Genomic DNA, 24,411 nt, shown 5'->3' on the forward strand with positions numbered 1-24,411 from the left:
ATGGCCAAGACACCACCGAATAGCAGCCGGTGCTCGATTTCGTGAAGCTCCCGCGCTGCAATTCATAGAATAGCTCTCAGTCTGCCAAAAAGTCTTTCGCGTTTTCTGCTTCTGTGTTCCTGGAATTTTTCGCTAAATTGATGAAAGCGCGCAGTCGGCGCGTCATATGTTTTTTACTGCGATAATTGATCGAATAACGTGGCAGAGTGGATAAGTGCCCGGACAAGACTTCAATCACTTTGCCATTTGCGATCTGAGACGCTGCAACGTCTTTGTAAACATATGCCAACCCAAGGCCGGAGGATGCATAGCGCAATAGCGACCGCATATCGTTCGTTGTCAGTCTTGGCTTTGGTTGAAGTGTAAAGTTTCCATTTGGACCACTGAATTCCCAAGGGGCAATCCGGTCTCTTCGACCGAAGGCAAAGCAGATCGAAGCGTGGCTGAGAATGTCCTCTGGACGCTTGGGAGTGCCCCTTTCGTCCAGATAACTTTGGGCCGCAACAATCGACATGCGGAGTTCCGGACCGACCGGAACCGCGTGCGTGTCCGGGGCTAACAGGGTGTTTGCACGAATGGCGGCATCTATACCTGTTGAGAGCAGGTCCACCTTTTTGTCATCGTAGATCAATTCGACATCGACTGCGGGATATCGGGTTGCGAATTGGGCAGTCAGTTCGTCCAGGAAAAACGGTCCCGCGCTGTAGGGAGCAGACAGCCGCAATGTACCCGCAATTTCGTCCCGCTTTTCATTGAGATCATTGAGGGCTTCTTCCAAATCGGCAATAGCTGGCAAACTGCGGTCGTAAAACTGCTCGCCAATCGGGGTCAGCGCGACAGAACGGGTCGATCTTTCGAAGAGCCTGACGCCAAGCCGGTCCTCAAACCGTTGAACGGCTTCGCTGATAGATGCCGGCGATCGGTGCAGGTGTTCAGCAGCTGCACGAAAGCCGCCTCGTCGCGCAACCTCTACAAAGATCCGGATATCGCTAAAGCCGTTGCGAGTCATTGTTCGTTTTTTCGATCACTAAGTTAGGAAATAGATGGGTTTTCCATACGATAGCATCCACCTATCTTCTCAACAAGCGGCACAAGACCAACACCAGAAACCGAGTAGGGACAGAAGTGGCTGATGCCAATTGTTCGCGAAAACCGGAGGGCCTTTCGGCAACGGGTTCTGTTCGGTTGACCGGCTGTGGTGCGAAAAGGAATGGAGAGAATTCATGAGCAAGAGAGAAGAAATTCAAGCTGTCATCAACATTTGGAACCAAGGCCTGGACAGCGGTGATATCGAAGCGATGATCAGTACCTGTCACGAAAGGGTTCTGACCGTGAATGAACGACAGCCTGTAACGGTCGGCATTCAGGCTATACGGGACAAATACATTCCGAGAATTGAAGCTGCGGAAATCACCTCAGGTTACGATATTGAAGAACTTCAGTTCTTCGATGACGTCGCAGTTGTCTCCGGTCGTTTCTACGGCACCATGAAGATGCGGGACACCGGAAAAGAGCGCAGTCCTGAGGGCCGATTGGTCATCGTCTACAAACGCGACGAGACAGGTGCATGGAAAATGGTCCTCGATATCGACAACAACGGTCCGGCCTAAGCTCGACGGCGGCGAATGTCCAAGAGGATTTGGTGTTCGCACGTCGTGTCTTCGACACCTCGCTGTTTGCGACCGACTTTCTTCCCAGGCCGAATGAGGTTCCCATGACCAAACGAATTGCCCATCAACCCCGCGAGATTGCGGAGTGCGTCAGCGCTTTCCTGCAAGAAGGAGATCTCGCCGGAATTACGTCAATGTTCCACCCGGATTGTCGGATCTATTTTCCCCCAGACGAGCCTCCGCTTACCGGATTGGCCGGTGCTCAAACTGCGTTCGAAGATTTTCTGGACATACGCCCGGAGATCAGGAGCGAAGTCTTCAGCGAGATCGTATGTGGTGACGTTGCTTTGCTGCGCGCAAACTGGAGCGTTGTTTCTCCAGACGGCACGATTTTGGCTGAAGGTAAGTCAACGGAAGTTGCAAAGAAACTCGAAAACGGTGGTTGGGGTTATCTGATTGATTGCCCCTATGGACCACCTTCGCTTGCATAACTGATTGATCAAAAGCGGTGCCCAACCCAAGAGCGTGAGTTTTTGCCTTGTGTGGCATTTTCAGACGGAGTGAGTGACGCGCAAAACAGAACTTTTCAGACAGGATCGGGATGGTAGCCAATGATACCAACTATTGGGTCTTGAAGCCCTGCCGATAGTCTGAGGGTGCGACACCCAGAAGACGCAGAAAGGCCCGGCGCATACGCTCTTCGTCGTTGAACCCGCATTGCGTCGCAATTCGCTTGATACTGATGTCCGTCGTTTCCAACAGATCCCGGGCCTTTTCCGTGCGCATTGCTTCAACGGCCTTGGCGGGTGTCAAACCCATCTGTTTGGAATAGAGCCTGGAGAAATTGCGGGCGCTCATGTTCACACGCTCCGCCATGGCGTCCACCCGGAGGTCGCATTGCAGGTTGTCTGCAAGCCAGTGATGGAGTTCCTCAAACCGTCCGGCTGTATCAAGCAGCTGGCGATCCAAAACCGGACTGAATTGCGACTGGCCGCCAGATCTGACCATATGAGTAACCATGGATCTTGCTACCTTAAGTGCCGCTTGCCGCCCAAGATCCTCAGAGACAATAGCCAGAGCCAGATCCATCCCTGCCGTGATACCGGCAGACGTCCAGATGTGGCCGTCCTTTATATAAATGGGGTCGACTTCCACCCGCACGCCTGGAAAGGTCTCTGCAAGCATTTTGCAGTCCTCCCAGTGCGTCACGGCTCTGCGACCTTCAAGCAGGCCTGCAGCTGCAAGGATCAATGCGCCTGAGCAGACCGAGCAGATGCGGTCGGCATTGGCTGCCAGCAACTTCACTTCCTGAAGGAAATCTGCATCCAGCATTGCATGGTTGGCACCGTCTCCACCAACGACAACGAGTGTATTGATCGGCTGATCCCGGTATCGGGCAACTGGCTCGCTCGGGATTGGAACCACCGTGTTCGTCCGCACCATTTCACCTGTGCTGGATACCACGGCACATGCGTAGCCGTTTTTGTCTGTGGCCAGTTCGAGTGCATGGCTGAAAACCTGCAAAGGGCCGACAAGATCAAGGAGTACGATGTCGGGATAAACGAGAAAGACAACAAGTCTCGGGGCATTGGTGCGCTCAGGTGAGTTGGCAGAAAACGAGGTCATGTTGCCATTCATGCCATAGCGCAAATTGGTAGTCTATGCGAAGACACGAAGGAGACACGTCATGCTGTTGCTCAAACCGAATTGCGAGTGTTGCGACAAAGACCTTCCGCCAAGCGCTGTCGACGCGCGTATGTGCACATTTGAATGCACGTTTTGTGCGGATTGCGCCGAAACGAGGTTTGGAAACATCTGCCCAAATTGCGGTGGCAACCTTGTTGAACGACCGATCCGACCAGCAAGACATCTTTTGAAGAACCCGGCATCTACAAAACGGTTTACGAAGTCGCATGGCGAATGCGCGGACATTTATGCATAACTCCGGAGGTGTGATGCGCGACTTGCCAAACATATTGAACTGGCGGCGACTGACTGAGCTGATCACGTCCTCGGGTCAGCCAACAGAAGAGCAGTTTGCAGAACTTAAGAAACTGGGCGTGACCCATGTCATCAATCTTGGACCGCATCATAACAAGGGGGCGCTTGAGGACGAGCCGGGTACGCTTTCAGAACTTGGTCTGGAATACATCTATATCCCTGTGGAGTTCGACGATCCGACGGACGAAAATTTCGAGGCATTCCGCGATGCTCTGGAGAGCCTTCCTGCGACACAGGTCCATGTGCATTGTATTTACAACGCACGTGTCAGCGCCTTCTTTTATCGATATGCAAAAGCCGGGCGCGGACTTTCGGAAGCAGACGCCTTTTCCCTCATGGATGGAATATGGAGGCCCGGCAATGACTGGGCGCAGTTTATCGGCTGCCAGGATGCGGTGGGCCAACCAAACCGCTATGCCGGGGAGGATTACTGAAAAACCGTTGAACGCCGCACGCGACTGAAAGACGCCCTGCTTTTCGCAAGTGCAGCGCAATTGAAACATTTCGAAATGATTGACACATACTGCTGCAAATCAGCCGGACTAGCTTCTCTTTAACGGGCTGGGACAACCTGAGACTTCGCCTTTAGGAATTTATCGGTTGAAGGTTCTTACCTCAGGTAGTTTCATACCCAATAGGAAACGACCCCGAACAAACCGGGGCGCCTTCTAAAGGGAAGAAGCGATTATGGTAGGGTCGGCCAGCGCCTCGTCGCGCGGGGAGGATACTTTTCCGAAAATCCTGATGCGCAACGCAAAGGTATTCGGAAACCGGACAGCATTCCGGGAAAAGGATCTGGGGATCTGGCAAAGCTGGACCTGGTCCGAGGTGTCAGATGAAATCCGCGCATTTTCCATCGGATTGAAAACTCTGGGTCTGGAACCTGGAGACAAAATCGCAATCGTCGGGTCGAACCGGCCACGACTTTACTGGTCGATGGTCGCAGCGCAGGCCATTGGCGCTGTGCCCGTGCCAGTTTATGCCGACAGTGTGGCGGAAGAGATGGCGTATGTTCTCGGACATGCCGAGATCAAATTCGCCGCTGTTCAGGATCAGGAACAGGTCGACAAATTGTTGTCGATGACAGACGAAGTCACGACGCTGAAACACATTGTCTATGACGAACCGCGCGGACTTCGCGACTACGACCACACGCATTTGCACGATTTTGAATCCGTCGGTGATCTGGGTCGTGAGCAATTGTCGAAGTCTGCATCGCTGGCAACCGAATGGGAGCAGGGGTTTGCCGACAGCAAGGGCACCGATATTGCGGTTATGCTTTATACGTCCGGCACCACCGGGCGTCCCAAAGGCGTGATGCTTTCTTTCGACAATCTGGTGATCTCCGCCAGGAACGCCAACATCTTCGACCATCTGAATGAAACCGAAGAGGTTCTGGCCTATTTGCCCATGGCCTGGATCGGCGATCACGTCTTTTCTCTGGCTCAGGCTTTTACCGCCGGGTACTGCGTCAACTGTCCTGAAGGTATGGACACCATTGACGTGGACCGGCGTGAAATTGCACCGACCTATTTCTTCGCGCCGCCGCGCGTGTTTGAAAACATGCTCACCATGATCATGGTACGGATGGAGGATGCCGGTAAAACAAAACGCGCCATGTTCAATTATTTCATGGATCTGGCGCGGACTGTCGGCGAGAAAATCCTCAATGGCGAAGACGTCGGCCTCAAGGATCGCTTGCTCTACAAACTTGGAGAGTTCTGCGTTTATGGACCGCTCAAGAACCGAATGGGCCTGACCCGCATGAAGGTAGGCTACACTGCAGGTGAAGCCATTGGCCCTGAAATCTTCCAGTTTTACCGGGCGCTCGGCCTGAACCTCAAGCAGCTTTATGGCCAGACCGAAGCCAGCGTTTACATCACGCTTCAGCCAGATGGAGAGATCTTCGGCGATACGGTCGGCAAGCCTGCCCCGGATGTGGAGCTGAAAATCGCTGACAGCGGCGAAGTCATGTACCGGTCGCCAGGCGTCTTTGTGGGCTATTTCAAGAATGATGAGGCGACCGAGAAAACCAAGACCGCCGATGGGTGGGTGCACACAGGCGATGCAGGTATCATTGCCGAAAATGGGCATCTGAAAATCATCGACCGGGCAAAGGATGTCGGCAAGCTTAACGATGGGGCCCTGTTCGCGCCGAAATACCTTGAGAACAAGCTCAAATTCTTCCCCAACATCAAGGAAGCCGTTGCCTTTGGCCATGAGCGGGACGTGGCGGCGGTCTTCATCAATATCGACCTGACGGCCGTTGGGTCCTGGGCGGAGCGCAACAACGTCAACTATGCCTCCTATCAGGAGCTGGCCGCCAATCCCGATGTTTATGCGATGATCGAAAGCCACGTCGATCAGGTAAACCGGGATCTCTCCAGGGAGCCGATGATGGCAGGCGCACAGATCAGACGGTTCCTGATCCTGCATAAGGAACTGGATGCGGATGACGGAGAACTGACGCGGACGCAGAAGGTTCGCCGGTCCTTTATCGCCGAGCGCTATGACCCGCTGATCGAAGCGCTTTACGACGGCTCGACTTCCAAGCACGTGAAGACCGAAGTGACCTTCGAAGATGGCCGCAAGGGCGCAATCGAAGCGACCGTCGAGATCCGCGACATGAATTCCTACGAGGCCGGCAAGGGCTTTCAGGAGGCTGCCGAATGAATGCCCTGGTATCGGAAAAGGAACTGGAGCCTGCCGGCTCCTCTGAACCGGTCGCGCGCGAGGAACTGTTGCGTGTCGACAATGTCTCGCTGTCTTTTGGTGGCGTCAAAGCGATCACCGACATTTCCTTCGATATCTTGAAGGGCGAAATCCGCGCGATCATCGGCCCGAATGGTGCCGGCAAGACATCGATGCTCAATGTCATAAACGGGTTTTATCATCCCCAGCACGGCACAATTACCTGGCAAGGAAAAGTGCGGCGGAAGATGAAACCTTATGAGGCCGCCAGCCAGGGAATTGCCCGCACCTTCCAGAACGTTGCCTTGTTCAAGGGAATGACCACTCTGGACAACATCATGTCCGGCAGATCATTGAAAATGAACAAGAATTTTTTCTGGCAACTGATGTGGCGTGGTCCGGCAGAACGCGAAGAGATCGAACATCGCAAGAAGGTCGAGGACATAATCGACTTCCTCGAAATTCAGGCAATCCGCAAGACGCCGGTTGGGCGATTGCCTTACGGCCTGCAAAAGCGGGTTGAACTTGGCAGGGCGCTTGCCATGGAGCCCGATCTGCTTTTGCTCGACGAGCCAATGGCCGGAATGAACCTGGAAGAAAAAGAAGACATGAGCCGGTTCATTCTCGATGTGAATCAGGAATTCGGCACGACCATCGCCCTGATTGAGCATGACATGGGAGTTGTCATGGATCTTTCCGACCGCGTGGTGGTTCTCGACTACGGCAAAAAGATCGCCGATGGCGCGCCTGAGGAAGTTCAGGCCAATCAGAATGTGATCGATGCATATCTCGGCGTGAGCCACTAGGGGGAAACTGGACCATGCTTTACGACATCTTCATCGACCCCTTCGTCCAAATGTACGAGATGCCGGATTTTTTCCTGCAGGTTCTTTGGGAAGGTTTCGTCGCCGGGATACTTTACGCTCTGATTGCGCTCGGCTTTGTGCTGATCTTCAAGGCGTCAGGTGTCTTCAATTTTGCCCAAGGCATTATGGTCGTGTTCGCCGGCCTGACGTTGGTTGGACTGCACGAAAACGGCGTTCCCGCCTACGTGGCTCTGCTGTTGACCATCGGCGTGATGGGAGTATTGGCCTATGGGGTCGAGCGGGTCGTGATGCGGCCACTTGTGAACCAGCCCGACATCATCCTTTTGATGGCGACCATCGGTCTGACCTACTTCCTGATCGGATTTGGCGAATTTGTATTCGGCGGTGAGCCGAAACAGATGATTACCGAGGAACTCGGTCTGCCAACAGGGTCGACAGCGTTTGAATTCGGCGAACGCGGGCTGGTGATCCTGCAGCATATCGATATCGCTGCCGCCGTTATCGCGGTCATCATGGTGGCCTCGCTCGGGATCTTTTTCAACAAGACCCGGATTGGCCGGGCGCTGCGCGCGGTTGCCGACGATCACCAGGCAGCGCTGTCCGTCGGTATTTCTCTCAATCAGATCTGGGCCATCGTCTGGTTCGCTGCGGGGCTGGTCGCTCTGGCGACGGGCATCATGTGGGGCGCGCGCTCCGATGTGTCCTTCGCGCTTGAAATCGTGGCGTTCAAGGCCCTTCCGGTTCTCATTCTTGGCGGCTTTACATCCATTCCCGGCGCTATTGTTGGCGGACTCATCATCGGCTTCGGCGAAAAGATTGGTGAGCTCTATTGGGGCGGGCTTGTCGGTGGCGGCATCGAATCCTGGCTCGCCTATATCATCGCACTGATCTTCCTGCTGTTCCGGCCTCAAGGCCTGTTCGGTGAACGCATCATCGAACGGATTTAAGAAAAAGAGGCTCCTGAACAATGTTTTATCGTGAAGCTGGCCAGTTCAAGACAAGCTACAAGGCGGATCAGGCTCTCATGCCGATCCTTCAGGACCGGATCGGTCTGAGCGTTATCCTTGTTGTTGCTTTTGTGATCATTCCGGCGTTTGCCAACGACTTTTTCCTGACGTCCATCATGATCCCGTTTCTGGTGTTCTCACTGGCGGCGATCGGGCTCAACATCCTGACCGGCTACTGCGGTCAGCTGTCGCTGGGAACCGGTGCCTTTATGGGCGTCGGCGCGTATGCGGCCTACAAGCTGACCACGATGTTCCCTGATGCCAATGTCATTCTGATGGTTTTGCTTTCAGGTGTCTTTTCGGCAGCGATCGGCGCAATCTTCGGATTGCCGAGCCTGAGGATCAAGGGCCTTTACCTGGCGGTGACAACCCTGGCGGCCCAGTTCTTTCTGGAATGGTGTTTCATCCGGATCGGCTGGCTTTACAACTACAACGCCTCCGGTGCAATTGAAGTCCCGCACCGTGAAGTGTTCGGAATTGTTGCCTCCGGTGCGGAAGCAACGCCGATTGTTCGCTACTTCATCGTACTGTGTATCACCGCTGGAATTGCATTCCTGATGGCAAACGTCCTGCGAGGCCGTATCGGGCGGGCCTGGATGATGATACGCGACATGGATATCGCTGCCGAACTCATGGGTATCCGTCCGCTTCAGACCAAACTGATGGCCTTTGCAGTGTCATCCTACATCTGTGGCGTAGCCGGTGCGATGATGGTGTTCTTCTGGCTGAATGCCGCCGAGCCGTCATCCTATTCGATCTCGCTATCCTTCCAGATCCTGTTCATGGTGATACTGGGCGGCTTGGGCAGCCTCAGCGGGGCTTTCATGGGAGCCGCCTTTATCTGGATCCTGCCGGTGTTCCTGAAGTTCATTCCAGGTACGCTTGGTATCGAAATCGCGGCCGAAACGGTCGAACATGTCACGTTCATGATCGTCGGTGCACTGATCATCTTCTTCCTGATTGTCGAGCCGCATGGATTTGCCCGGCTCTGGCAAATCGCGAAGCAAAAGCTAAGGGTCTGGCCGTTCCCCTATTAGGGACTGCCGGCCTTTTCACCCGCCATCCGGATTTGGACCGGTCCGGGGAGGAATGGCGCAACTGGTCTGGCGGTGCTGGGTGGTCCGGCTCCGCATGGGAGGTGAATATGAAAACTATCATGCAACTTGCGCTTGGAACCGCTGTTGCTCTTGGTGTCGGACTTTCCGGCGCCATGACAACGGTGGCCCAGGCAGAAGACAGCAACTATGTGCCGCTGCTGACTTACCGGACCGGCCCATTTGCAGCTTCCGGCATTCACATCGCAAACGGCATGCATGACTATCTGAAGATGCTGAACGAGCGCGACGGCGGTATCGGCGGTGTCAAGCTTGAGCTGGAAGAATGCGAGACCGGCTACAATGCCCAGAAGGGTGTTGAATGCTACGAAGCGACCAAAGGCAAGGGAGCCCTGGTCTATAACCCCTACTCCACCGGTATCACGCTGCAGCTGATACCGAAGGCAGGCGTTGACAAGATCCCGGTCCTGTCCATGGGCTACGGTCTATCTGCTGCTGCCGATGGCTCGGTTTTCCCATGGGTGTTCAATGTTCCCGATACATACTGGGACGGCGCTTCCGTCGTCATCAAATACATCGGTGAACAGGAAGGCGGTCTGGAGAACCTGAAGGGCAAAAAGATCGGCTACATCTTCCTGGATGCCGGTTATGGCCGTGAGCCGATCCCGCTTCTGGAGCAGCTCGCCGAAAAATACGGCTTTGAACTGCTGCAATATCCAGTCGGCGTGAAGGAGATGCAGAACCAGTCCTCGCAATGGCTGAATGTGCGCCGTGACCGTCCTGACTACATGGTCATGTGGGGTTGGGGCGCGATGAACCCGACCGCCATCAAGGAAGCGGTCAAGATTCGGTTCCCGATGAACAAGTTCATCGGCGTTTGGTGGTCCGCAGGCGATGACGATGCAGCAGCCGGCGGCGATGGTGCCAAGGGCTACAAGGCGATGAACTTCTCCGGTGTCGGCAGCGACTTCCCGGCGCTTGACGACATCAAGAAACATGTCGTTGACGCTGGCCTCAGCTCCACAGACGCAGGAACCATTGGTGGAACGCTTTACAATCGCGGTGTTCTGAACTCCGTGATCATTGCGGAAGGCATCCGGACTGCGCAGGAGCTGACCGGCAAGAAAGTCATCACTGGTGAAGACATGCGTATGGGTCTTGAAGCGCTCAATCTGGACGAAGCCCGTCTGGAGGAGCTGGGCCTGAAAGGCTTCGCGCATCCGATGAAGGTTACATGTGAAGACCATGCGGGTAGCCATCCCGTGTTCATCCAGGAGTGGGACGGCAAAACCTGGCGTCAGGCATCCGGCTGGATTGAGCCGATGACTGACCTGGTTCGCCCGATGCTGGAAAAGGCCGCGGCTGAATATGCCGAAAAGAACGCGCCTTGGCCGGCACGCACTGAACCCTGCCCGAACTGATTGGCAGCCTGCTCCGCCGCGCTCAGTCGTGCGGCGGAGCCTTACGGGAGAAGACGGAATGGCATTGCTGGATGCAGAAAAGCCTGGTGGGGAAGCAGCCGTTGAGACGGCCGAAACGATCCTGTCGGTCAATAATATCGAAGTTATCTACGACCACGTGATCCTCGTGCTCAAGGGCGTTTCGCTGACTGTTCCGAAAGGCGGAATCGTCGCATTGCTCGGAGCCAACGGTGCCGGCAAGACGACGACCTTGAAGGCGATCTCCAATCTTCTTGGTGCCGAACGCGGCGAAGTCACAAAGGGCAAGATCCTGTTTGACGGGCCTGAAGTGCAGGCTTTGTCGCCGAATGATCTGGTTCGGCGCGGTTGTATCCAGGTGATGGAGGGGCGCCACTGTTTCGGGCACCTTTCCATAGAAGAGAATTTGCTGACGGGCGCTTACACCCGGAAAGACGGGCACGGCGCCATCAAGGCAGACCTTGACATGGTCTACACGTATTTTCCGCGCTTGCGCGAGCGGCGCAACAGCCAGGCGGGCTACACCTCTGGTGGAGAGCAGCAGATGTGCGCCATCGGCCGGGCCCTGATGAGCCGGCCGAAGATGATCCTGCTCGACGAGCCCAGCATGGGACTGGCACCGCAACTTGTCGAAGAAATTTTCGAGATCGTGCGGCAGCTCAATCAGAATGAGGGTGTTTCGTTTCTCCTGGCAGAGCAGAACACCAACGTCGCGCTGAAATATGCAACCTATGGCTACATTCTCGAATCCGGGCGCATCGTTCTTGATGGCGATGCCAAGGCTCTGCGCGAGAACGAGGATGTGAAGGAATTCTATCTGGGCGCTGGTGGCGAAGGCCGCCGCTCGTTCCGAAATGTCAAACACTACAAGCGAAGGAAGCGCTGGCTGGCCTGACCAAGCAGGCCGAAACAGGCGGAGACGACCATGAGCGACACACAGTTTGACACGCGCGAGCGGCAAGATCCTGCTCTGCGCGAACAGGATCTTTTTGCCAAGCTGCCGGACCTTCTGAAGAACGCGGTGGCCAACGCGCCCGGCTGGGCGGCACACCTTCAGGGTCAGAATATTGCCGGAGTTGGCGACAGGAGTGCATTGGCAGGTCTTCCTGTCCTGCGAAAATCCGACCTTATGGAGAAGCAAAAGGCCAATCCGCCCTTTGGTGGCTTTCTGGCCGGGACGCTTGAAGGCGCTGCCAGAGTTTTCATGTCACCAGGCCCGATCTGGGAACCACAGGCACCCGGCCTTGACGCCTGGAACGGCGCACGCAGCCTGTTTGCCGCCGGATTTCGGAAAGGTGACGTCGTTCTCAATGCGTTTTCCTATCACTTGACGCCTGGCGGTTTCATCCTGGATCAAGGCGCGATTGCGCTCGGCTGCACCGTTTTTCCAGCGGGCGTCGGCAATACCGACACGCAGGTCGAAGCCATAGAAGTGCTCAAGCCGGCCGGCTTCGTTGGAACACCTGACTATTTGAAGGTCCTCCTGGACCGCGGCCGGGAACAGGGCAGGGATGTCTCCTCCATCAAGAAAGCCCTTGTTTCCGGCGGCGCTCTGTTTCCGTCACTCAGACAGGAGTACGAAGACCAGGGAATCCAGGTCGGTCAGTGCTACGCGACTGCCGACCTCGGCGTGATTGCCTATGAAACAGAAAGCCGCGACGGCATGGTGGTCAACGAGGACTATATCGTTGAGATCGTTCGCCCCGGTACTGGCGAACCGGTTGCCGAAGGTGAAGTGGGTGAGTTGGTTGTGACCAATTTCAACAGTCTCTATCCGCTGATCAGGTTTGCCACAGGCGACCTTTCCAAGATCGTGCCTGGTCAAGCAGGTTGCGGGCGCACCAACATGCGGCTTGCCGGCTGGATGGGACGGGCAGATCAACGTACCAAAATCAAAGGTATGTTTGTCGACCCGGCGCAGATTGCGCAAATTGTGGCAGCACATCCGGAAGTGCAAAAGGCGCGTCTTGCCGTTGTACGGCAAGGTGAAGCCGACGCTATGACACTGTCTGTTGAAACGGAGGCCGTCGAGAACGGTTTGTCCGAGCGCGTGGCCGCAACCTTGCGGGATGTCACGCGCCTAAAGGGAGAAATTCATCTCGTGCCACCAGGTGGATTGCCGAACGACGGAAAGGTTATCGCCGATGAGCGGGAGTATGGTTGATACCAACCCAGGCAAGGTTGAAGGAGCCTCCGACATCAGGTGATCCGGTGCTTTCCTCACTCGTATGACATATGCCGCATTGGCCTTATCGCGTGCGTGGCTTATGTAAGGCACAAGAGTGACAGAGATATTGAGGAAAACCCCCGCCGATGACCGTCCAACCGTCCGCTCCCTTGACTGCTGAAAGCGAGGCAGATTTCAAGACCGTCAAATTGCCGGAGGGCCATCCTTCCGTAAAGAGCGGTAAGGTTGGCATATTGCTTGTCAATTTGGGAACGCCGGATGCGACCGATTATTGGTCGATGCGCCGATACCTACGCGAATTTCTGACGGACAAACGCGTGATCGAGTGGCCCAAGGCGGTCTGGTACCCGATCCTTTTCGGAATAGTTCTGATGACCCGTCCTGGAAAGTCGGGCAAGGCATATGATGAAATCTGGAACCACGATAAGGACGAGTCTCCGCTTCGCACAATCACGCGAAGCCAGTCAGACAAACTTTCTGACATCCTTGGCGATGACAACGGGCGGATCCACGTTGATTGGGCAATGCGTTACGGTCAGCCGTCGATACCGGACCGGCTCAAGGCTCTGAAAGACGCTGGTTGTGACCGGATCCTGATCTTCCCGCTTTACCCGCAATACTCGGCAACCACCACGGCGACAGTCAATGATGTGGTCTGCAAGTCTTTATTGAAAATGCGCTGGCAACCGGCCATCCGCACTGTCCCGCCCTATCACGATGATCCCGTTTATGTGAATGCGCTTGCAAAATCGGTTGAGAACCACCTTGAGAGCCTGGATTTCGAACCGGACGTTCTTTTGACATCGTATCACGGTATTCCGCAGTCCTACTTTAATCGCGGCGACCCATATCACTGCCATTGCATGAAATCCACGCGGCTGATGCGCGAGGTCCTTGGTTGGGACGATCAAAAACTGCGTGTGACCTTCCAGTCCCGGTTCGGACCGGAGGAATGGCTTCAACCTTATACCGACAAGACCGTTGAAAAGCTGGCCAAAGACGGGGTGAAGAACGTCGCCGTCATGAACCCGGGTTTCGTCTCGGATTGCCTGGAAACTCTTGAAGAGATCGCCGGTGAAGCCGGAGAAATCTTTGAAGAAAGCGGCGGTGAGAACTTCACTCATATTCCGTGTCTGAATGACAGCGAACTCGGCATGGACGTGATCGCTCATATTGTCCGCCGCGAGTTGGGGGGCTGGATCTGAAGATCCGCTGCCCAAGAACACTTCTGAGTTCAAGTGAGGATATGAAGGCTTGTGTTAGCGCAAGCCTTCAAAAAGTGCGGGCAACGCCTTGGTGCCTGCAGCATTGAACCTTTTGAAGCACAGGATAGTTCGCAGTTAACTGCGTTTGGCGACAACACTGACAAAATTGCATATTACCGGTTGCACGACCCGACTGCTCGGGTCACAAGGGAAAGATGCTGGAACAGGGCGGTGAAACAACGCATAGTGGCCGCAGATTTCAATTTTTTCCGGGAGATATTCATGCCAATCGCGGGATTTGACATTTTTCTGATCGGCCTCGTATTGCTGGTCATTCTGGTTTTCTTCGCCGGCGTGAAAACCGTGCCACAGGGCTACAACTATACGATTGAACGATTTGGAAAGTACCGTAAGACACTGACTCCTGGTCTGAATTTCATTGTTCCCTTTGTTGACAAGATCGGTCACAAGCTGAACATGATGGAGCAGGTTCTGGATGTTCCCACCCAGGAAGTGATCACCCGGGACAATGCTACGGTCAGCGCAGACGGTGTAACGTTTTATCAGGTGCTTGATGCTGCGCGGGCTGCGTATGAAGTGCTTGGACTGCAGAACGCGATCCTGAACCTGACAATGACCAATATCAGGTCGGTCATGGGATCCATGGACCTCGACAGCCTTCTGTCGAACCGCGATGAAATCAACGCCAAGATCCTTCGGGTTGTGGATGCTGCAGCGGAGCCCTGGGGCGTCAAGATCACGCGTATCGAGATCAAGGACATCAATCCACCACGCGATCTTGTCGATGCAATGGCTCGGCAGATGAAGGCTGAGAGAGACAAACGCGCGTCCATCCTGGAAGCCGAAGGCAAGCGCCAGTCGGAGATTCTCAAAGCTGAAGGTGAAAAGCAGTCGTTGATCCTGGAAGCGGAAGGCCGCAGGGAATCAGCGTTCCGTGACTCAGAGGCACGCGAGCGCGAAGCGGAAGCAGAAGCCAACGCGACGCGTATGGTGAGCGAGGCGATTTCAGCGGGCGACGTTCAAGCCATCAACTACTTCGTCGCCACCAAATATGTCGAAGCGTTCCAGGCTCTTGCCACATCCAGAAATCAGAAAACTCTGATCTTGCCGATGGAATCGACGTCGCTTCTGGGCGCATTGACGGGTATCGGCGAGATCGCGAAAGAAGCATTCGGCGACGGCAAGAGCGGGTCAAGAATTGCGTCAGGGATCCCGAATACCGGTCAGAACGAAGGGGATGATCGGTGAGCCTTGTCGAAAGCACAATTGCAGCGCTCGGCCCATGGAGCTGGTTCGTTCTCGGCCTGTTCCTGCTCGGGTTGGAGATCTTGGCGCCCGGTACGATTTTCCTGTGGTTCGGGCTGTCGGCACTGGTCGTTGGGGTCATTTCACTCCTTTTTGATTTTGCCTGGCAAGTAGATGTCGGACTGTTTCTGGTGCTGTCGTTGGCCAGCCTCTTGATCGGCAGACGCTTGATGAGAAACCTGGCCTCGGAAAAGGGGGACCCGGGTCTCAACCAACGTGGCAGCCGTTACATCGGCAGGGAATTCACACTTGCTGCGCCATTGAATGAAGGCGCTGGCAAGTTATCCATCGACGATACGATCTGGCGGATTACCGGCCCCGACCTGCCGGCGGGTACAAAGGTGCGGGTCGACTCGATCGACGGCGCTCGCCTGGTTGTCTCAGCCAGCGAGTGAACACCTGGTCCCTGGCCTGATTGCCGAGGCGTGCCTCTAGTGTACTAGGGCTTATGACCTGGCGGTATTGGTGGCTCTTCTGCCTTGAGCAGGATGCCTATCCGCCTGTTGGCGGCAAGATATGGGTCGTTTGGAAAGAGCGGTTCTGTATCCGACTTGCCGACAACCGCATAGAACTGGTCGCCCGGAACACCATATTCCGCCAAGATCTGACGTGCGATATTGGCTCTTTCGCTGGAAAGATCCCAACCCGTGTAACTTGGGTTCGAAGGGATTTGACCAGCGGTTGTGTGGCCCGTGATTTCCACGCGGTTCGGCATCTTTGCCAGGACTGGCGCCATTTTTGCGATCAAGCGCCGTGTAGTTTCGTAAGGGTACTTGGATCCTTCGCGGAACATGGACCGGCCATCCTGGTCGACCAGCATGATGTTGAGACCGTCTTCGGTTTCCTCAAGGATTATGTTGTTGGAGATCTCCGTAATTTCCGGCATCTCCTGCCAGGCTTGGCGCAACGAGGCTGCAGCGGTCGCAAACTGACGCGGTTTTTCGATTTCCGCTTCCAATGTGTCGTGTGTGTTTGCTTCCGGCCCCTGTTTGCGACGCTTTTCGTGACGCTCCGTCGCGAAGTCGGAGTCCACTTCCTGTTCGACCTGACTGATGTCTTTCATGTAATCGCGGATCGGGATGCCCTCGACCTCGATAATCCCGGTTTTTCGAGCTGAATCCTTGACGCCAAAAGCTTCTCGCATTGAGCCGGCAACAACCTGCAGTTTTTCCTTGTCCTGAATGGAAAATGAAATGATCAATACGAAGAAACAAACGAGCAGCGACATCAGGTCAGCAAATGTGACCAGCCAATCGGGCGCGCCGCCGCCTTGTGCCTTTTTCTTCCTAGCCATGGTTTTCCGTCCGCATTAGGCGGCTTCCGCAAGCTCGGTACGTATCTTCTCAGGCAGATACGCCACCAGCATCTCTTTGATGAGCGCCGGACTTTTGGATTCTCTGATTTGGCAAACGCCGTCGATAATCAGTGTCTGGCTGAGTTCATCGACATCAAATTTTGCGTCTAACTTGTCCACCAAGGGCAGACAGATGATGTTGGAAACAAGCGCACCGTAGAGTGTCGTCAGAAGGGCGACTGCCATGGAAGGACCAATGGCCGCCGGATCATCCATGTTGGCCAGCATCTGCACCAGACCAACGAGCGTTCCGATCATCCCGAAAGCCGGGGCCGAATCACCGAGTGCTTTGAAAACACGTTTTCCTTCCGACAGGCGGGTGAGCTGCAGGTCGCGCTCACGTTCCATCGCTTCCTTGATGAACTCCAGCTCATAACCGTCGGCGACATATTGCACACCTTTTGCCAGCACCGGATCAGAGACATCGACGTTTTCAAGTCCGAGCGGACCTGACTTGCGAACGATTTCGCCAAGGTTGGTAATCTCGGAAATAAGATCCCGCGGGCTCGCGTTTTTGCCCGCCAGAGCAACTTTGAAGCCGGTTACGAAGGCAGCAAGGATATCTGAAAGCTGAAACCGAATCAGGGTAGCGGCCAGGCCGCCGCCAAGCACGATCAGGATCGACGGAATGTCGATGAATTGACCGAAGCTGCCGCCCAGGAAAACGGCGGTGATCACGACGCCGAAAGCACCGATAATGCCGATTAATGTCGCCAGATCCATTCTGTACACACACCAGTGTTTGTGGCGTTCAAGCCATTGAAACTTGGACTCAGTGTAAGTGGGTTATGGCTAATCAAATCCTAATGAACGACAGAATGCGCACCGGAGCATTCAGTTTTTCCCGTGCGTGACGTATTTGTGAAGGCCGTTCGGGTGTCAGGCGGCGCCGATACGAAGCAGGTCGTGCAAGTGCACGATGCCGACTGGACGACCGTCCTCGACCACAAAAACAGATGTGATCGAGAGTGAGTTCACAAGTTCCAGGATAGACGCGGACAGGGTGTCCGGCGTTACGGTTTTCGGCGCCGGCGTCATGATTTCACCGGCCGTTTTTTCCAGAAGATTGGAAGCGACATGACGGCGCAAGTCACCATCAGTAATGATGCCAACCAGCTGACGCAGCTCATCCGTGACACCCAGGACGCCGAAGCCTCTCTGCGTCATCAGCACGATTCCCTCACTCATCAACGTTGAGGCCGGTGTCAGCGGCATCCGATCATCCGAGTGCATGATGTCTTTTGCGGATTTCAAACTTGCGCCGAGACGTCCGCCCGGATGAAAGACCCGAAAATCCTGTGCCGTGAAGCCGCGTCCTTCCAGCAGTGCAACCGCCAAAGCATCGCCGATGGCCAGTTGGATGAGCGCCGATGTGGTCGGTGCGAGGCCATGAGGGCATGCTTCTGTAACGCTTGGCAGCTTCATCACAAGGTCAGCGGCGCGGCCCAGTGTGCTGTCCTGGCGCGATGTGATGGCGACAAGAGGGACTTTGAAACGGCGGGTGTAACTGACGATACCGGCGAGTTCCTGGGTCTCACCAGACCACGACAGAGCCAGCACGACGTCCTGATCCGTTATCATGCCAAGGTCGCCATGGCTTGCTTCGCTTGCATGTACAAAAAAGGAAGGCGTTCCGGTCGACGCGAGGCTGGCGGCAATTTTCGTGCCGATGTGGCCACTTTTGCCGATCCCGGTGACGATGACGCGACCTGGGCTCTTCCGGATAAGGTCGAAGGTTTGCTGGAAGCTGGCGGATAGCCCGTTTTTCAATGCGGCTCTGACCGCGCTCAAGCCTGCGATTTCTGTTTCCAGCGTGCGTTCTGCGGAAACAAGACAATGAGACGCAATGTCATTTGTTTCTTCTGAAACGGCATCGAGCAACGGCTTGGTCATTGAATGCAACTTTTCTTTTTCTTGAATGGTGTAGCTCTAGGCCACTCTCATCAGAGGATCAAGAACCTGTGATCTTTTAAATGCATTAGAATTTGAATCTTTGTTCAAACTATCAAAATGCGAAAAAGAAACGAAGCATTAACCAACCTTCGTCAATTTGAACGGGATCCCGACGTCGACTGGTTCTACAAGCTTCATGCGCCGTATCCTGCCCTTTTTTGTCTGTTGTGCCGTATTGCAGGCGGCACCCGCTGCTGCACAGACGGCAGTGACCGAATTGCGTGGTAGTGGTGATCCGGCAGACGCTCTTGATGCAGAAGACACAGCCGATCAGGCTGCAGCGTCTCAAACCAACCCGGCACAAGCCAACGTTTTTGCACTTCGCCGCACGCTTAACGCAGCTGCCGCGGAAACCGGATCGACCGGTCTTGGCACTAATGGCCGAGTGACGCCAGTCCGTCCATTTTCCGATCGGATTGCCGCTGTCGGGAGGGCTGTGCCGCTTTCTGGTCCGGGACTAGACATAAGCGTATTTGGTGGCGACACGACCTTTGATGCCGCGGAAGGCATACGCCTAGGTTCGTTCACATTGATACCGCAAGTGACGGTCATGACCGGCTATTCTGACAATACTGCCCAGTCGGCGGATGGAACCGCCGGCGGACTTTACCGGATTTCACCGGATATCTCGCTTACATCGGGATGGTCGCGGCACCAGTTCGATGCTTCGCTGCGGGGAACCTACACCGGATATCCGGAAAACTCCGATGACAATGATGCCTCGATATTTGCTGCAGCAAACCTGAGACTGGATGTCAGTGAGGCGACCCAGGTCACCACTGGCCTTGCTTATACTTTTACCCGCGAAGAAGATGGCAGTGCAGAATCAGCCAGCGGAACTGACAATGTTCACCAGCTCTCCGGAAGTCTCAGCGCAACGCGGAGTATCGGTCTCCTGGCCGCAACAGCTGGGCTTGGCGCTGACCGCAGTATCTATACTGCGGATGACGGTGGCACCACGAACAGTGACCGTGACAATACACTCTATTCGGCAAGTCTGAGGCTCGACGCCAACACAGGCAGTGTAATTGCTCCTTTCGTGGAAGGGTCGTTGTTGCTGCGCCGGTTTGAAGAGGCCTGTAACGACAGCCTCTGCGAAAACCGCGATGCGAACGGGTATGAGCTGAGAGGCGGTGTCACAATCGCGTCGGGCCCCAAGATGAATGGCGAAGTTGGCGTTGGTTGGCGGATTGAAGACATTGACGACGACCGACTGGACAGTTTGTCCGGACTTGTCATTGATGGATCGCTTGTCTGGTCTCCAAGCCGGTTGACGACCGTGACTGCCGGGCTTGGAACCAGCTTTGAGGCGACCGATATTGACGGCGCAAGCGGGTCGATTATCTATTCGGGCGATATTCGGCTTGCACATGCATTCAGCGACCGTCTGGTCGGAGAAACAGGGGTTGGTTACAGCTATCGAACCTATGAGGGAATATCGATCGAAGAAAGTACTTTGACCGGCTTTGGCGGTGTCACATTTGCATTGACGCAAAACGTGGCGATTACGGCTGACTACACGCATCGCCGGTTTGACAGCTCTGAAAGCGGGAGCGATTACTCGGAAAATGCGATTGAAGCCGGTCTTCGTTTCCGGCATTAACTATAAGCTAACCAAATAAGCATCATTGATAGTGCCGGGGGCAGTACAACACAGATTTGGGCGTTAAGGAGGCCCTGATGCGGAGCATTGCACGGCAAACGTCTAGCGTGATCAAGACGCTGTCCCGATTTCTTGTGTCGCGAGCAAAACCGATCCGGTCTGCTGGAGCGCAACGGCTGACACCATTGTTGCTTGCAGGTATGTTATCGGTTTCAGCCAACACGGCATTCGCGGATGCCGGATTTGACAGGTTTGTTCGGGACTTCTGGCCAAAAGCCCAGGCAGTGGGAATTTCCGCCAATACCTACAATGCCGTCTTTACGGGCATGGAGCCGGACAACGACACGCTTCGACTGATGAGCAAGCAGTCCGAATTTGTCAAACCCATCTGGGATTATCTGGACAGCGCTGTATCCGATACGCGGGTCGAAAAAGGCCGTGAGCTTTTGCTGGAATATGGTCCTGTCCTTAGGCAGATCGAAGCCCGTTATGGCGTTGACCGGGAAGCGGTGCTGGCAATCTGGGGCATGGAAACCAACTATGGCGGCTTCATGGGTCGCCACAATGTCGTTCAGGCCCTTGCGACGCTTGCCTATGCCGCACCGCGCAGAAAGAGTTTTTGGCAGCGCGAGCTGCTGACCGCACTGGCAATCGTGCAGGCAGGCCATGTACAGTTCAAGGACATGGAAGGCTCATGGGCCGGCGCCATGGGGCACACGCAGTTTATGCCGTCCAGCTGGAAAGCCTATGCAGCCGACTATAATGGCGATGGTCGCCGCGACATCTGGACATCCATTCCCGATGCGCTTGCCTCAACGGCGAACTATCTGAAGAAACATGGCTGGCAGACAGGCAAGACCTGGGGCTATGAAGTTCGGCTGCCGGCGGGTTTCGACTATAATCTTGCCGATGGCGAGAAGACGAAGACACTAGGTGCGTGGCACAAGGCAGGTGTACAGCGGATCAATGGCAAAGGCTTTCCGCGTCCCTCCGACAAGGGCATTCTCGTGTTGCCCGCAGGTGCCAGCGGCCCTGCGTTCCTGATGCTGCGCAATTTTTACGTCATCAAGCGGTACAACAACGCGACAGCTTATGCCCTGGCTGTAGGCCATCTGGCGGACCGGATCATCGGTGGCGGTCCTCTTGCCGGAGACTGGTCGCGCGAGCACATGCCATTGAACCGCACCGAGACCGCGGAGCTCCAGAAGTTGCTAAACCGCCGTGGATTTTCGGTTGGAACAGCGGACGGCAAAGTCGGGCCAGCGACACGACGTGGAATAAGGGCATATCAACGTTCACGTGGCATGATCCCGGATGGCTATGCCTCTGTTGTTTTGCTGGCGCGTTTGAAAGTCGACAGTTAAACTGCCGCCATCGCGCCTCCTCAGTGGACGGCGCCTGACAGGAGGCATCCTTGCGCTTTACTGGCCCGACAGCGAAAAGCTGGACCCCGGCAAACCGGTCAACACGGGTTGGGCTGGCCTGTATGATGGCTGTCCTCTTCAGTGAGGTGCCAGCCGCTTTGGCGCAGTCCGCTCCGGCCGGCGAAATAGTCGTGGCGCAAAACGGACCGCTGCGCGGATTTAATCCGTTCGCGCCGCTGCAAAGGCTCTTCGGTGGCGGTGCGGAAAGACGCCGAGAGCCGCAGAAACGCGTCAAGCAACGTCCCAGAGCGACACGGCCAGCAGGCGCGGCGCCCAGGTTTGAGGTCATGCCGAAAGACCCGGATGCTGGACTGATCCTCGTTGTCGGTGACCGGATGGCACGTGGGGTGGCCGAAGGGTTGAAGTTCACACTGGCGGAAAAGCCGCAGATCAAGGTCGAACGGATTACCGAAGACAAGGCTGGCTTCGCAGGTGAAACGCCACCGGACTGGTCGACACAAGTTCTTTCAAAAATTCGAGGTGAAGACGTCAAAGCGGTCGTCGTCATGATCGGAAGCCGCGATCTCGGGAAAACCTTTCCCGGAGACCCGCCAATCGAATTCATGACAGCGGAATGGCTCGATACTTACCGCAATAAAGTTGAAGCGTTGGTCAGGGTGGTCAGGCAGGAGAAAAAGCCGATGATCTGGGCTGGTCTTCCGCCGACGAACAATGAGCTGACCAACGGTGATTTCACACAATTGAATTCGCTGTTTCAGGGCGCTGCCGCCGACCGGCGTGTTCGCTATGTCGACATCTGGGATATCTTCCTGGCCGAGGATGGCAGCTATTCTTCCTTCGGTCCGGATGTGGATGGCAAGAACGCTCGTCTAAGAACCAATGACAGGGTTGGCTTCACTTGGGCGGGCTATCGAAAAGTTGCATTCTTCGTTGAGAGAGAACTGTCCCGCATTCTTGGCGGTTATGGCGGGTTGGCGTTTGAAGGTGTCGAAGACGACCCGAATTTCATTGTGTTGACAGGCCGAACAACCTCTCCGGAAGCTCTGCTTCTGGGTGGTGAGGAAGACAAGGCTATAGATCCTGACAGCGCCGCATATCGGTTTTTCGTCAAAGGAGAGCCTTTGAAACCCATGCCGGGGCGCGTCGACGACCCGGGGGTCGCGGTTGAGGGCACTTCGGCGCTCACCGATGAGCAGTCAAGCGGATCCTGAACAAGTCGATAGAACTTAAACAAAAAGCCCCGTCAGCTAAACTGACGGAGCTTTTTTGTTTGAAAGCTTTGTTCGATCAGCGAGGCAGATCGGTGGAGCCAGTCAGGAATTCGTCCACAGCACGGGCTGCCTGACGGCCTTCCCTGATTGCCCAGACCACGAGGGACTGGCCTTTACGCACGTCACCGGCGGCGAATACCTTGTTGAGACTGGTCTTGTAGTCGTCGGTGTTGGCCTTCACGTTGGTGCGGCCGTCAAGCTCCAGCTTGTCTCCGGCCTCTGCGATATAAGTCTCAAGCGAGGGACCCGAAAACCCAATTGCAGCCAGAACCAAGTCTGCGCGCAGGATGAATTCCGTTCCCTCGATCGGGCGCCGTTGTTCATCAACGCGTGCGCATTTCACACCCGTAACCGTTCCGTCTTCACCAACAAGGGAAAGCGTTGCGGCGGAAAACTCACGTTCAGCGCCTTCAGCCTGCGATGACGACGTGCGGAATTTGGTCGGCCAATAGGGCCAAACCGTCAGCTTGTCTTCCTTCAGCGGCGGGATCGGACGGATATCGAGCTGGGTGACGGAGAGTGCGCCTTGCCGGAACGCGGTACCTACACAGTCGGATGCTGTATCTCCACCACCGATGACGACGACATGTTTGCCCCCCGCCCAGATAGGAGCTTCATCGCCTTCAGGTTCGCCGCCAACGCGTCGGTTCTGCTGAACCAGATAGGGCATTGCCCAATGACAGCCTTCAAGCTCCATGCCGGTGACGCCAGGGTCGCGCGGACGCTCGGCACCTGCGCACAGGATCACCGCGTCATGCCGTTCCGTCAGTTCTTCCATGCTGACAGTCACACCGACATTGACGCCATAATGGAAGGTCACTCCTTCGCCTTCCATCTGCTCGACGCGGCGGTCAATATAGTGTTTTTCCATTTTGAAGTCGGGAATGCCATAGCGCAGCAGCCCACCCGCGCGTGGCTCCCGCTCGTAGACATGCACGGTATGACCGGCCCGGGCCAGTTGTTGCGCAGCCGCCATTCCTGCCGGACCAGAGCCGATGATGGCAACAGCCTTGCCGGTCTTGGTCGCAGACGGTTCCGGCACGATCCAGCCTTGCTCAAATCCCTTGTCAGCGATTGCCTGCTCAACACTTTTGATGTTGACCGGGATATCTTCCAGGTTGAGTGTGCAGGCCTCTTCACAGGGAGCCGGGCAAATGCGGCCCGTGAACTCCGGGAAATTGTTCGTCGAATGCAGGTTTCGAAGCGCGATGTCCCAGTCGCCCTGAAACACCAAATCGTTCCAGTCGGGAATCTGGTTGTTGACCGGGCAGCCAGTTGGACCGTGACAAAACGGGATACCGCAATCCATGCAGCGCGCCGCCTGATTCGCGACTTCCTGATCGTTCAGCGGAATCGTGAACTCTTTAAAATGGCGGATACGATCCGAAGCAGGCTGATACTTCTGTTCCTGCCGATCGATTTCCAGAAAACCGGTTACCTTACCCAAGGCGACCTCCTCAAAACGTTTCTCTTCCACATGGGGGCTCGATTGGCCG

General features: G+C 55.4%; 23 protein-coding genes. 17 read left to right on the plus strand and 6 right to left on the minus strand.

Annotated features, from left to right (window positions below; translation table 11 throughout):
* Positions 1-76: 76 nt before the first annotated feature.
* On the minus strand, positions 77-1,009 hold the full coding sequence (locus tag Q0835_RS10335) for a LysR family transcriptional regulator (RefSeq protein ID WP_298960889.1): 933 nt from the start codon (positions 1,007-1,009) through the stop codon (positions 77-79).
* Positions 1,010-1,223: 214 nt separating this feature from the next.
* On the opposite strand from Q0835_RS10335, the gene Q0835_RS10340 reads away from it, so the two are divergent.
* Both Q0835_RS10340 and Q0835_RS10345 read left to right on the plus strand, forming a co-directional pair.
* Positions 1,224-1,610 carry a DUF4440 domain-containing protein gene (locus tag Q0835_RS10340; RefSeq protein WP_298819744.1) on the plus strand — a complete coding sequence of 129 codons (387 nt, stop codon included), beginning with the start codon at positions 1,224-1,226 and terminating at the stop codon, positions 1,608-1,610.
* A 32-nt stretch (positions 1,611-1,642) separates the two neighbouring features.
* Positions 1,643-2,101, plus strand: a complete 459-nt coding sequence (locus tag Q0835_RS10345) for a nuclear transport factor 2 family protein (protein ID WP_298960892.1) — start codon at positions 1,643-1,645, stop codon at positions 2,099-2,101.
* A 130-nt stretch (positions 2,102-2,231) separates the two neighbouring features.
* On the opposite strand, the gene Q0835_RS10350 is transcribed toward Q0835_RS10345, so the two are convergent.
* A complete protein-coding gene (locus Q0835_RS10350; RefSeq protein WP_298960894.1) occupies positions 2,232-3,236 on the minus strand; it encodes a helix-turn-helix domain-containing protein in 1,005 nt (334 codons plus the stop codon).
* A 61-nt stretch (positions 3,237-3,297) separates the two neighbouring features.
* Between Q0835_RS10350 and Q0835_RS10355 the strand changes: the two genes are divergently transcribed.
* From Q0835_RS10355 to Q0835_RS10410, 12 genes are all read left to right on the plus strand, one after another.
* Positions 3,298-3,552 carry a DUF1272 domain-containing protein gene (locus Q0835_RS10355; protein WP_298960898.1) on the plus strand — a complete coding sequence of 85 codons (255 nt, stop codon included), beginning with the start codon at positions 3,298-3,300 and terminating at the stop codon, positions 3,550-3,552.
* Between the two features lie 13 nt (positions 3,553-3,565).
* Positions 3,566-4,045 carry a protein tyrosine phosphatase family protein gene (locus tag Q0835_RS10360; RefSeq protein ID WP_298960902.1) on the plus strand — a complete coding sequence of 160 codons (480 nt, stop codon included), beginning with the start codon at positions 3,566-3,568 and terminating at the stop codon, positions 4,043-4,045.
* A gap of 310 nt (positions 4,046-4,355) precedes the next feature.
* Complete coding sequence (locus Q0835_RS10365; RefSeq protein ID WP_298819753.1) at positions 4,356-6,284, plus strand: AMP-binding protein; 1,929 nt, start codon at positions 4,356-4,358, stop codon at positions 6,282-6,284.
* Positions 6,281-7,108, plus strand: a complete 828-nt coding sequence (locus Q0835_RS10370; RefSeq protein ID WP_298960905.1) for an ABC transporter ATP-binding protein — start codon at positions 6,281-6,283, stop codon at positions 7,106-7,108. Before Q0835_RS10365 ends, Q0835_RS10370 begins: the two co-directional genes overlap by 4 nt.
* A 14-nt stretch (positions 7,109-7,122) precedes the next feature.
* Positions 7,123-8,076, plus strand: a complete 954-nt coding sequence (locus Q0835_RS10375) for a branched-chain amino acid ABC transporter permease (RefSeq protein WP_298960908.1) — start codon at positions 7,123-7,125, stop codon at positions 8,074-8,076.
* Positions 8,077-8,096: 20 nt separating this feature from the next.
* Positions 8,097-9,173 (plus strand): branched-chain amino acid ABC transporter permease, encoded by a 1,077-nt coding sequence (locus tag Q0835_RS10380; RefSeq protein ID WP_298819759.1) that lies wholly within the window; start codon positions 8,097-8,099, stop codon positions 9,171-9,173.
* Between the two features lie 107 nt (positions 9,174-9,280).
* Positions 9,281-10,612 (plus strand): ABC transporter substrate-binding protein, encoded by a 1,332-nt coding sequence (locus tag Q0835_RS10385; protein ID WP_298819761.1) that lies wholly within the window; start codon positions 9,281-9,283, stop codon positions 10,610-10,612.
* A 58-nt stretch (positions 10,613-10,670) separates the two neighbouring features.
* Positions 10,671-11,525, plus strand: a complete 855-nt coding sequence (locus Q0835_RS10390; RefSeq protein WP_298960911.1) for an ABC transporter ATP-binding protein — start codon at positions 10,671-10,673, stop codon at positions 11,523-11,525.
* A 30-nt stretch (positions 11,526-11,555) separates the two neighbouring features.
* On the plus strand, positions 11,556-12,794 hold the full coding sequence (locus tag Q0835_RS10395) for an AMP-binding protein (protein WP_298960913.1): 1,239 nt from the start codon (positions 11,556-11,558) through the stop codon (positions 12,792-12,794).
* A gap of 149 nt (positions 12,795-12,943) precedes the next feature.
* Positions 12,944-14,023, plus strand: a complete 1,080-nt coding sequence (gene hemH / locus Q0835_RS10400; protein ID WP_298960916.1) for a ferrochelatase — start codon at positions 12,944-12,946, stop codon at positions 14,021-14,023.
* A 288-nt stretch (positions 14,024-14,311) separates the two neighbouring features.
* Positions 14,312-15,292, plus strand: coding sequence for an SPFH domain-containing protein (locus tag Q0835_RS10405; RefSeq protein WP_298820168.1), 981 nt, complete (start codon positions 14,312-14,314; stop codon positions 15,290-15,292).
* Positions 15,289-15,744: an NfeD family protein gene (locus Q0835_RS10410; RefSeq protein WP_298819769.1), complete on the plus strand. Its 456-nt coding sequence runs from the start codon at positions 15,289-15,291 to the stop codon at positions 15,742-15,744. The genes Q0835_RS10405 and Q0835_RS10410 overlap by 4 nt, the downstream gene beginning before the upstream one ends.
* 44 nt (positions 15,745-15,788) lie before the next feature.
* Here Q0835_RS10410 and Q0835_RS10415 read toward each other — a convergent pair whose 3' ends face one another.
* The 3 genes from Q0835_RS10415 to Q0835_RS10425 all read right to left on the minus strand — a co-directional run bounded on the left by Q0835_RS10415 (position 15,789) and on the right by Q0835_RS10425 (position 18,596).
* Positions 15,789-16,643, minus strand: coding sequence for a flagellar motor protein MotB (locus tag Q0835_RS10415; protein WP_298960919.1), 855 nt, complete (start codon positions 16,641-16,643; stop codon positions 15,789-15,791).
* A 15-nt stretch (positions 16,644-16,658) separates the two neighbouring features.
* A complete protein-coding gene (locus Q0835_RS10420; protein WP_298819773.1) occupies positions 16,659-17,426 on the minus strand; it encodes a MotA/TolQ/ExbB proton channel family protein in 768 nt (255 codons plus the stop codon).
* 156 nt (positions 17,427-17,582) lie between these two features.
* Positions 17,583-18,596 (minus strand): KpsF/GutQ family sugar-phosphate isomerase, encoded by a 1,014-nt coding sequence (locus Q0835_RS10425; RefSeq protein ID WP_298819775.1) that lies wholly within the window; start codon positions 18,594-18,596, stop codon positions 17,583-17,585.
* Positions 18,597-18,792: 196 nt separating this feature from the next.
* On the opposite strand from Q0835_RS10425, the gene Q0835_RS10430 reads away from it, so the two are divergent.
* From Q0835_RS10430 to Q0835_RS10440, 3 genes are all read left to right on the plus strand, one after another.
* Positions 18,793-20,259 (plus strand): outer membrane beta-barrel protein, encoded by a 1,467-nt coding sequence (locus Q0835_RS10430; RefSeq protein WP_298960922.1) that lies wholly within the window; start codon positions 18,793-18,795, stop codon positions 20,257-20,259.
* 77 nt (positions 20,260-20,336) lie between these two features.
* Positions 20,337-21,623: a lytic murein transglycosylase gene (locus tag Q0835_RS10435; protein WP_298960925.1), complete on the plus strand. Its 1,287-nt coding sequence runs from the start codon at positions 20,337-20,339 to the stop codon at positions 21,621-21,623.
* Positions 21,624-21,673: 50 nt separating this feature from the next.
* The gene (locus Q0835_RS10440) at positions 21,674-22,855 is read left to right on the plus strand and encodes a DUF459 domain-containing protein (RefSeq protein WP_298960929.1); all 1,182 of its coding nucleotides are present in this window, start codon (positions 21,674-21,676) and stop codon (positions 22,853-22,855) included.
* Positions 22,856-22,931: 76 nt separating this feature from the next.
* On the opposite strand, the gene Q0835_RS10445 is transcribed toward Q0835_RS10440, so the two are convergent.
* A complete protein-coding gene (locus tag Q0835_RS10445; protein ID WP_298819784.1) occupies positions 22,932-24,362 on the minus strand; it encodes a glutamate synthase subunit beta in 1,431 nt (476 codons plus the stop codon).
* Positions 24,363-24,411: the final 49 nt, after the last annotated feature.

It is taken from the genome of uncultured Roseibium sp. (assembly GCF_947499295.1).
Lineage (GTDB): Bacteria > Pseudomonadota > Alphaproteobacteria > Rhizobiales > Stappiaceae > Roseibium.

Bases quoted from the DNA above. Each gene is read 5' to 3' on its own strand.
- Q0835_RS10355 (WP_298960898.1), top strand. From the start codon at position 3,298: ATGCTGTTGCTCAAACCGAATTGCGAGTGTTGCGACAAAGACCTTCCG.
- Q0835_RS10430 (WP_298960922.1), top strand. From the start codon at position 18,793: ATGCGCCGTATCCTGCCCTTTTTTGTCTGTTGTGCCGTATTGCAGGCG.
- Q0835_RS10415 (WP_298960919.1), bottom strand. From the start codon at position 16,643: ATGGCTAGGAAGAAAAAGGCACAAGGCGGCGGCGCGCCCGATTGGCTG.
- Q0835_RS10390 (WP_298960911.1), top strand. From the start codon at position 10,671: ATGGCATTGCTGGATGCAGAAAAGCCTGGTGGGGAAGCAGCCGTTGAG.
- hemH (WP_298960916.1), top strand. From the start codon at position 12,944: ATGACCGTCCAACCGTCCGCTCCCTTGACTGCTGAAAGCGAGGCAGAT.
- Q0835_RS10360 (WP_298960902.1), top strand. From the start codon at position 3,566: ATGCGCGACTTGCCAAACATATTGAACTGGCGGCGACTGACTGAGCTG.
- Q0835_RS10365 (WP_298819753.1), top strand. From the start codon at position 4,356: ATGCGCAACGCAAAGGTATTCGGAAACCGGACAGCATTCCGGGAAAAG.
- Q0835_RS10385 (WP_298819761.1), top strand. From the start codon at position 9,281: ATGAAAACTATCATGCAACTTGCGCTTGGAACCGCTGTTGCTCTTGGT.
- Q0835_RS10380 (WP_298819759.1), top strand. From the start codon at position 8,097: ATGTTTTATCGTGAAGCTGGCCAGTTCAAGACAAGCTACAAGGCGGAT.
- Q0835_RS10335 (WP_298960889.1), bottom strand. From the start codon at position 1,009: ATGACTCGCAACGGCTTTAGCGATATCCGGATCTTTGTAGAGGTTGCG.
- Q0835_RS10340 (WP_298819744.1), top strand. From the start codon at position 1,224: ATGAGCAAGAGAGAAGAAATTCAAGCTGTCATCAACATTTGGAACCAA.
- Q0835_RS10370 (WP_298960905.1), top strand. From the start codon at position 6,281: ATGAATGCCCTGGTATCGGAAAAGGAACTGGAGCCTGCCGGCTCCTCT.
- Q0835_RS10350 (WP_298960894.1), bottom strand. From the start codon at position 3,236: ATGACCTCGTTTTCTGCCAACTCACCTGAGCGCACCAATGCCCCGAGA.
- Q0835_RS10425 (WP_298819775.1), bottom strand. From the start codon at position 18,596: ATGACCAAGCCGTTGCTCGATGCCGTTTCAGAAGAAACAAATGACATT.
- Q0835_RS10435 (WP_298960925.1), top strand. From the start codon at position 20,337: ATGCGGAGCATTGCACGGCAAACGTCTAGCGTGATCAAGACGCTGTCC.
- Q0835_RS10375 (WP_298960908.1), top strand. From the start codon at position 7,123: ATGCTTTACGACATCTTCATCGACCCCTTCGTCCAAATGTACGAGATG.
- Q0835_RS10395 (WP_298960913.1), top strand. From the start codon at position 11,556: ATGAGCGACACACAGTTTGACACGCGCGAGCGGCAAGATCCTGCTCTG.
- Q0835_RS10420 (WP_298819773.1), bottom strand. From the start codon at position 17,426: ATGGATCTGGCGACATTAATCGGCATTATCGGTGCTTTCGGCGTCGTG.